Here is an 8,028-nt window from a genome sequence, read left to right on the forward strand (position 1 = left end):
GCAGGCAGCCTCTACGAAACCGACCTGCGCCTGCGCCCCAACGGCGACGCCGGCTTCCTCGCCCACAGCATCGCCGCCTTCGAAAAATACCAGCGCGAAAACGCCTGGACGTGGGAACACCAGTCCCTCACCCGCGCCCGCTTCATCTGTGGCACACCCGAAATTCAGACAGCCTTCGACCGCATCCGCACCGAAATCCTCACCGCCGAACGCGACCAAACCGCCTTGTCAGGCGAAATCATCGAAATGCGTGAAAAAATGTTCCCTACCCATCCGCCGGTTGACAGCAACGTCAAATACGCGCGCGGCGGCGTGGTCGACGTCGAATTTATCGTCCAATATCTGATACTTGCCCATGCCCGCCAGTATCCGCAACTCCTCGATAATTACGGCAACATTGCCTTGTTGAACATCGCTGCCGACTGCGGCCTCATCGACAAAACTCTCGCCGAACAAAGCCGCACCGCCTACCGCTTCTACCGCCAGCAGCAACACAACACCAAACTGCGAGATGCCAAAAAAACCGAAGTAACGGACGAATTGCTGACCCACTACGACAACGTGCGAAAACTATGGCGGGAAGTATTCGGGGTAGAAGTGAAATTCGGATAAGCAGGCGGGCGTATTCAGCGTCAAAGCCTGCACGGCAACATAATTTACCGCTACAACAAACTCACTCTAAACATATAAGGAAAACCAACCATGAAGAAAATAGCACTGTTTTTAACGGTTTTACTGTCGTCGGCCGCAGCCCAAGCCGCTGATTACTTTTTGCCTTATACCGAATGCGATGGCTCTGCAAACGTTCGTGCCGCTCCTGATACACGCAGCAAAATCATGACCGTACTGGATTATGAAAGCAAAAAACATAAAATACTCAGTAAACAGGGTAAATGGTTTCATATTCAATTAGACGGACACCGTACAGGCTACGTCCATCAGAGCCAAGGCTTTATCGTGCACAATTATGTTGTCGCCAGCCCTGACGAATCGGCAAACGTCCGTAACAACAGCTACCCCGAAGAACCGATCAGGCAAGGCGAAATCATCAAAACACTCCCAAACGGAACACGTGTACAGATCGCCCCAGCCTTCAGAAAAGGCGACTGGTTGTGGTACAGCAATCAGGGAGCTCACACAGAAAAAGACGAGTATGGTCATCATATTTCGATTCAGGGTTATATCCATAAAAGTCAACTTCGACGCGTGGAGTAATAAACAAGCAATTTATCCGATAAAGCATACTTTCGGACATAAAGTAGATACTGTTTTGCCGAAGATATAAAAAAGGCCGTCTGAACTTTTCAGACGGCCTTTTATGGTATTTATTCTTCTTCCTGTTCTGCTTCTACCTCTGCAGGTTTTTCAAGGAAATTGCCTGCCAACCACAGTAAAGCGCCACTACCTGTAATGCCTGCTTTAATCCATAGGGCGGTATCTTCGCCCCATTCGTAAATCCAGGCCAAGACTTTGGGGACGGCGTTCATATAATTCAAACCGAATGCCAATACGCCGAGGATAAATAAAGTACTGCCCAAGCTTTTCATCATTATTCCTTATAAAATCAAATGGGTGCATCAAAGCCAATCAGCAGGTGCAATGATGTTGAGTGAATGTAAATATGTCAAAAGATGGCATTATAGTAGGTTTTATGTAAGGAAGATATTTTTATAAAAGCTGATTGGCAGTCTGAGGCGATGGGTAACTGCTTGCAGAGGGAGGGATTCCGTCTGTTTGTTTATAAGTTATCGGCTTGATCTGGGCAATCATGATATGCAAAAACTTTTCTCATTTTCTGTCGATATTGTGATACAGCAAAACAAGTTCTAAAATATGCTGCTTATTTATATATTAAAAACAAGGAGAAACTGATGTCTAAGGTTGCGGTACTCGGTGGCGGTCTGTCGGGCCGTCTGATGGCGTTCCAGCTGGCAGAGCAGGGCATTTCGGTCGAGTTGTTTGAGAAAGGCGAACGCAAAGGCGCGCAAGCCGCCGCTTATGTTGCCGCGGCCATGTTGGCGCCGTCTGCCGAAGCGGTGGAGGCAACGCCCGAAGTCATCCGTTTGGGCAGGCAGAGTTTCGCGCTGTGGCGCGGTATTTTAGGCCGTCTGAACACGCCGGTGATGATGCAGGAAAAAGGCAGCCTGATTGTTTGGCATACGCAGGACAAGCCGCTTTCTGCCGAGTTTGCCCGTCATTTGAAGCGCGGCGGCGTGGCGGAACATGAAACCATACGTTGGAACGCAGATGAAATCGCGGCAAACGAGCCGCAACTGGCAGGGCGGTTTTCAGACGGCCTGTATCTGCCGGTGGAAGGACAGTTGGACGGACGGCAGGTATTGAATGCGCTTGCCGATGCTTTGGAATCAATGAATGTGCCTTGCCATTGGTTGTGCGAACGCGAAGTCGAAGATTTGGCGGCGCAATACGATTGGGTCATCGACTGCCGCGGTTATGGTGCAAAAGCAGCGTGGAACAGGCCGTCTGAAAGCCAATTGCGCGGCATACGCGGCGAAGTGGCGCGCGTTTACGCGCCAGAAGTCGAGCTGTCCCGCCCCGTGCGCCTGCTGCATCCGCGCTATCCTTTGTATATCGCGCCGAAGGAAAACCATATTTTTGTGATTGGTGCGACCCAAATCGAAAGCGAAAGCCAAGCGCCGGCCAGCGTGCGTTCCGGTTTGGAACTTTTGTCCGCGCTGTATGCCGTGCATCCGGCCTTTGGCGAGGCAAACCTTTTGGAACTGGCCACCGGCCTGCGCCCGACGTTAAACCACCACAATCCTGAAATCCGCTTCAACCGCGAACGCCGCCTGATTGAAGTCAACGGCCTGTTCCGCCACGGCTTTATGATTTCCCCGGCCGTGACCGGCGCAGCCGTGCGTTTGGCCGGTGCGCTGTTTGCCGGAAGCGACATTCCCGAAAGCGACGAAACCAGCGGTTTGCCGTATATCCGCGCTGCGAATTGAAGCCGTTGCGGACGAAGTTGCTTGAAAATCGGGCAAATTGTTTGTGAAAGACAGCCACAGGCCGTCTGAAAATGATAAAATCGCCGTCAATTCAATCAACCTTGCGTCTGAAAACCGCATGATGCCGTTTTCAGATGCCAAACCAATTTCCTATTTAACGATAAGCACATGACAACCCAAACCCTCTTAATCGAACTTCTCACTGAAGAACTCCCGCCAAAGGCCCTCAATAATCTGGGCAACCATTTTGCCGCTTCCGTTGCCGAAGGCTTGGAAAAAGCGCAACTAATTGACGGCGAGGCCGAATACACTGCCTACGCTTCTCCGCGCCGTTTGGCCGTTCAAGTCAAAAACGTGAAGGCCGTTCAAGCCGACCAAAAAATCGTGAAAAAAGGCCCGGCCGTGGCCAATGCCATGAAGGACGGTGCGCCGACTAAGGCTTTGGAAGGTTTTGCGCGCGGTGCGGGTGCGAAAATCGAAGACCTAACCATCATCAACGACGGCAAGCAAGACGTGTACGCCTACGAGTACGTCCAAACCGGCAAACCATTGGGCGAACTCTTGGAAGACATCATCAATGCCGCAGTGAAAAAATTGCCGATTCCGAAAGTCATGCGTTGGGGCAGCAGCACATTCACCTTCGTGCGCCCTGTCCACGGGCTGATTGTGCTGCACGGCGGCGAGATCGTGAACGTCAGCGTTTTGGGCCTGCAAAGCGGCAATCAAACCTTGGGACACCGCTTCCTGTCCAACGGCGAAATCACCATTGAAAACGCCGACAGCTACGCCGCACAAATGCGCGAGCAAGGCAAAGTCGTAGCTTCGTTTGCCGAGCGCAAAGCTGCGATTCAGACAGCCTTGAACGAACAGGCAGGTCGTCTGAAAGCGACCGTTGCCGCCGATGAAGCCTTGTTGGACGAAGTGACTGCATTGGTCGAATGGCCTGTGGTATTGGAAGCCGGTTTTGAAGAACATTTCCTCGCCGTGCCGCAGGAATGCCTGATTCTGACCATGCAGCAAAACCAAAAATACTTCCCGCTGCTCGACCAAAACGGCAAGCTGATGAACCGCTTCCTGCTGGTCTCCAACCTGCAAACCGAAGACCCGTCGCACATCATCCAAGGCAACGAACGCGTTTTGCGTGCGCGCCTGTCTGATGCCGAGTTCTTCTACAAGCAAGACCAGAAAGCGACTTTGGAAAGCCGCCTGCCCAAGCTGGCAAACGTGGTTTATCACAACAAAATCGGTTCGCAGGCCGAACGCATCGAACGCCTGCAAAGCATTGCCGCCCACATCGCCAAAGCACTGGGCGCAGATGCCGCCGCAGCCGAACGCGCCACGCGTCTGGCAAAAGCCGACTTGGTGACCGAAATGGTCGGCGAGTTCCCCGAACTGCAAGGTACGATGGGCAAATACTACGCCCGCTTGGACGGCGAAACCGAAGAAATCGCCGAAGCCATCGAGCAGCACTACCAACCGCGTTTTGCCGGCGACAACCTGCCGAACGGCAAAGTCGCTACTGCCGTTGCGCTGGCCGACAAACTGGAAACCTTGGTCGGCATTTGGGGCATCGGTCTGATTCCGACCGGCGACAAAGACCCCTACGCCCTGCGCCGCGCTGCCTTGGGTATTTTGCGGATGCTGATGCAGTATGGCTTGGACGTGAACGAGCTGATTCAGACGACCTTCGACAGCTTCCCCAAAGGTTTGCTCAACGAAAAAACGCCGTCTGAAACCGTCGACTTCATGCAGGCGCGCCTTGCCGTGTTGCTGCAAAACGACTATCCGCAAGACATCGTCGCCGCCGTACTCGCCAAACAGCCGCGCCGTTTGGACGATTTGACCGCCAAACTGCAAGCCGTTGCCGCGTTTAAACAACTGCCCGAAGCCGCCGCGCTCGCTGCCGCCAACAAACGCGTGCAAAACCTGCTGAAAAAAGCCGATGCCGAGTTGGGCGCGGTTAACGAAAGCCTGTTGCAACAAGACGAAGAAAAAGCCCTGTATGCCGCCGCGCAAGGTTTGCAGCCGAAAATCTCCGCCGCCGTTGCCGAAGGCAATTTCCAAACTGCTTTGTCCGAACTGGCTTCCGTCAAACCGCAAGTCGATGCCTTCTTCGACGGCGTGATGGTAATGGCCGAAGATGCCGCCGTGAAACAAAACCGTTTGAACCTGCTGAACCGTTTGGCAGAACAAATGAACGCAGTTGCCGACATTGCGCTCTTGAGCGAATAAGGCCGCGTTTCAGTTGACCCGTTTTTCAGGCTGCCCGATGATTCAGGCAGCCTGAAGTTTTTCGGGCGTATCCCTTACATGGCGTTCAAGGGTATAATTCAGCAGATTTGTCAGGCAGGCAAATCGCGCACATCAAACAATTTCCCACATTCAAGAGGCAGATTATGAATATTCCAGCCATCCGAACCGCACTCGATGCCGTGTTGATTCCCACCACAATACGCACTTTGGGCAGCGAAAAAGCCGTTTCGCTTCTGGAAGAGCGTTCAGACGGCCTGCATATCGGCCTGAAATTCGCGTTCCCGGTTGCCCATATTGCCGCAGACATTGCCAACGCCGTTCAAGAAGCCGTCATTTCGCATACCGGTGATACCCACATTCACTTGAGTATCGATACCGAAATCGGTACGCATAAAGTCCAACCCGGCGTAGCAACCATCAAAGGCGTGAAAAACATCATCGCCGTAGCATCGGGCAAAGGCGGCGTCGGCAAATCAACGACCACTGCCAACCTTGCCACCGCAATGGCCAGAATGGGCGCGCGCGTCGGCGTACTCGATGCCGACCTGTACGGCCCAAGTCAGCCCACCATGCTCGGCGTACAAGACCGTAAACCCGACCAACAAAACAAAAAACTCATTCCCGTTGAAGCCGAAAGCGGCATTCAAGTGATGTCCATCGGTTTTCTGGTCGATACCGACCAAGCCGTCGTTTGGCGCGGCCCGATGGTCAGCCAAGCCTTGCAACAACTTATGTTCCAAAGCGAATGGGACAATGTCGATTATCTCTTCATCGACCTGCCACCCGGTACCGGCGATATCCAATTGACCCTGTCGCAAAAAATCCCCGTAACCGGCTCCGTTGTCGTGACCACGCCGCAAGACATCGCCCTGATTGATGCACGCAAAGCCGTGGATATGTTCAACAAAGTCAATATTCCGATTTTGGGCGTTTTGGAAAACATGTCTGTCCATATTTGCACCAACTGCGGCCATGCCGAAGCAATCTTCGGCGCAGAAGGCGGCAAAAACTTGGCAGAGCGTTTGAATGTACCGTTGCTCGGCCAACTTCCATTGAGCCTGCCTGTACGCGAAGCCATGGACAGCGGCACATCTTCTGCCTTGTTTGAAAACAACCAAACCATCGCCGACATCTACACCGAAGCCGCCTTCCAAATCGCACTGGCCATTGCCGATAAAGGCAAAGACTTCAGCAGCCGCTTCCCGAAAATCGTCGTCGAATAAAAAAGTTTAAAAAAGGTGTTGACAGCTGTGTGCTCCATCTCTATAATGCACAGCTTATCGGGTCGTTAGCTCAGTCGGTAGAGCAGCGGACTTTTAATCCGTTGGTCGAGCGTTCGAATCGCTCACGACCCACCAAATATGAAAACCTGCTTTGAAAAAAGCAGGTTTTTTTACGTTTGGATTTTAGGATTTTGTTGAACATATTTTGTTATTGAAACAATTCATAGCATATCAAGCATCAGGCCGTCTGAAAGTATTTTCAGACGGCCTGGAGTTTTATAGGAATGGTTTTGAGAAATAAGTTTTCTACTTAGGGCAGACAAACGTTTAAAACCTTACCTGCGTCTGCAACTGCTTACGATAAACCAATACGGCAGCAGTCAATGTGGAAAAAGAGAACGCTGACAGTAGAAGCAGATAACGGCCGATTCCGTCCAGTCCGCTGCGGTTGAGCAGCAATTCTTGAAAAGCCTTCAAGCCCCAAGCCATCGGGGAAATCCAAGTGAGTTGCTGCATGGTTTCGGGCATGACGTGTGCAGGCACCATAATGCCGCCGATTGCCGCCATCAGGATAATGCCGCCGCCGCCGAGTACGACGGCGTGTTCGGTAGATTTGGCGCAGACGCTGATTAACAGCGCGTAGCCGAGTGCGGCGGCACTGACGGCAGCGGACAGCAACGCGTAGGGAACAAGGCTGCCATTGAGTATGAGGGCGGGCACGCCGATTTCAGGCAGCAGGTAGCGGCCGAGCAGCAGCATTCCGACAAACTGAAGCTGGTTAATCAGGAAATAGGGGACGAGCTTCGCCGCAATCAGGCCGAATGCGGAAGCACGGGCGAGGCGCAGGCGGGTGATGGTGTTGGTTTGGCGTTCCAGCGCCATGACGTTCGATAGCGGTATCATGATGAAAAACATACCGAAAATCAGCCATGCGGGTACACTGTGCTGTACGGCGTTGGGTTTTTCCACCGTGCCGCTGCCTACGCTCAGATAGTGTTCTTCCAGCATTTTTTTATCTAAAAAGCTGCGCACGGCGGCGAATTGTTCGTCGTTTTTTTCATCCACTTTTTTCTGGATGTCTTTGCGGATGGAACGAGGCAGTTTTTTATTGTCGATTTTGATGCCGTCATTGTTGTCGAAATAAGCGTCCAGCCGCGTTTCAGTGTAGTGCTGCTGCAAAACGCCTTTGACAGCCGCCAGCCATGAAGGCTCGGTATCGGGCGGTACATAGATTTGCAGGGCTTTGTCGTCGGCGATTTTGCCGGAAGCGGGGTTCGGGTTGTGCAGCACCAGTTGGAAACGTTTGTCGTGCAGGCCGTTTTGCGCGTCGGTCAGTTTTTCAGACGGCATCAGTGTGACATGGATTTGCTCTTTTTCCAGCGCAGCGGCCAGCGCGGTATTGATACTATCGTTTGCTATGCCAACCAGCGCGATACGGCTGTCGGTGTGCGGATCTTGGTCGCGGCTCAGCGCCAACGACATAATCAGCATGAAGGCGATGGGCATCACAAACAACACGGCCAAACCGTGCAGGTCGCGGCAGAGCAGTTTGAGTTCTTTGAGGAGGGAGGAAATCGTCATTGTGG

General features: G+C 52.7%; 6 protein-coding genes, 1 tRNA gene and 1 pseudogene. 6 read left to right on the plus strand and 2 right to left on the minus strand.

The annotated features are described in order from the left end of the window. Both ACTHUE_RS08035 and ACTHUE_RS08040 read left to right on the plus strand, forming a co-directional pair. Positions 1-612, plus strand: a pseudogene (locus tag ACTHUE_RS08035) (bifunctional [glutamate--ammonia ligase]-adenylyl-L-tyrosine phosphorylase/[glutamate--ammonia-ligase] adenylyltransferase); the annotation flags it as partial. Between the two features lie 90 nt (positions 613-702). After that, positions 703-1,215, plus strand: a complete 513-nt coding sequence (locus ACTHUE_RS08040; protein WP_049336662.1) for an SH3 domain-containing protein — start codon at positions 703-705, stop codon at positions 1,213-1,215. A 110-nt stretch (positions 1,216-1,325) separates the two neighbouring features. Here the strand turns inward: ACTHUE_RS08040 and ACTHUE_RS08045 are convergent, their stop codons facing one another. Further along, entirely contained in the window at positions 1,326-1,550 is a 225-nt protein-coding gene (locus ACTHUE_RS08045; protein ID WP_224783383.1) for a cell division protein, read from the minus strand. A 321-nt stretch (positions 1,551-1,871) separates the two neighbouring features. Here ACTHUE_RS08045 and ACTHUE_RS08050 point away from each other — a divergent pair, with 321 nt between their 5' ends. The 4 genes from ACTHUE_RS08050 to ACTHUE_RS08065 all read left to right on the plus strand — a co-directional run bounded on the left by ACTHUE_RS08050 (position 1,872) and on the right by ACTHUE_RS08065 (position 6,577). Continuing rightward, the gene (locus tag ACTHUE_RS08050; protein ID WP_049336665.1) at positions 1,872-2,966 is read left to right on the plus strand and encodes an FAD-dependent oxidoreductase; all 1,095 of its coding nucleotides are present in this window, start codon (positions 1,872-1,874) and stop codon (positions 2,964-2,966) included. Positions 2,967-3,134: 168 nt separating this feature from the next. Further along, positions 3,135-5,198, plus strand: coding sequence for a glycine--tRNA ligase subunit beta (glyS, locus tag ACTHUE_RS08055; RefSeq protein ID WP_049336666.1), 2,064 nt, complete (start codon positions 3,135-3,137; stop codon positions 5,196-5,198). A 164-nt stretch (positions 5,199-5,362) separates the two neighbouring features. After that, the gene (apbC, locus tag ACTHUE_RS08060) at positions 5,363-6,442 is read left to right on the plus strand and encodes an iron-sulfur cluster carrier protein ApbC (protein ID WP_036493993.1); all 1,080 of its coding nucleotides are present in this window, start codon (positions 5,363-5,365) and stop codon (positions 6,440-6,442) included. Positions 6,443-6,501: 59 nt separating this feature from the next. Further along, positions 6,502-6,577: transfer RNA gene (locus tag ACTHUE_RS08065), tRNA-Lys, on the plus strand. 192 nt (positions 6,578-6,769) lie between these two features. Here the strand turns inward: ACTHUE_RS08065 and ACTHUE_RS08070 are convergent. Further along, positions 6,770-8,023, minus strand: a complete 1,254-nt coding sequence (locus ACTHUE_RS08070; protein ID WP_440361228.1) for an ABC transporter permease — start codon at positions 8,021-8,023, stop codon at positions 6,770-6,772. Positions 8,024-8,028 lie beyond the last annotated feature (5 nt).

The sequence above is a fragment of the Neisseria sp. P0021.S005 genome, from assembly GCF_051956955.1.

Coding starts and splice junctions, on each gene's coding strand:
- ACTHUE_RS08040 (WP_049336662.1), top strand. CDS start 703: ATGAAGAAAATAGCACTGTTTTTAACGGTTTTACTGTCGTCGGCCGCA.
- ACTHUE_RS08045 (WP_224783383.1), bottom strand. CDS start 1,550: ATGATGAAAAGCTTGGGCAGTACTTTATTTATCCTCGGCGTATTGGCA.
- ACTHUE_RS08050 (WP_049336665.1), top strand. CDS start 1,872: ATGTCTAAGGTTGCGGTACTCGGTGGCGGTCTGTCGGGCCGTCTGATG.
- glyS (WP_049336666.1), top strand. CDS start 3,135: ATGACAACCCAAACCCTCTTAATCGAACTTCTCACTGAAGAACTCCCG.
- apbC (WP_036493993.1), top strand. CDS start 5,363: ATGAATATTCCAGCCATCCGAACCGCACTCGATGCCGTGTTGATTCCC.
- ACTHUE_RS08070 (WP_440361228.1), bottom strand. CDS start 8,023: ATGACGATTTCCTCCCTCCTCAAAGAACTCAAACTGCTCTGCCGCGAC.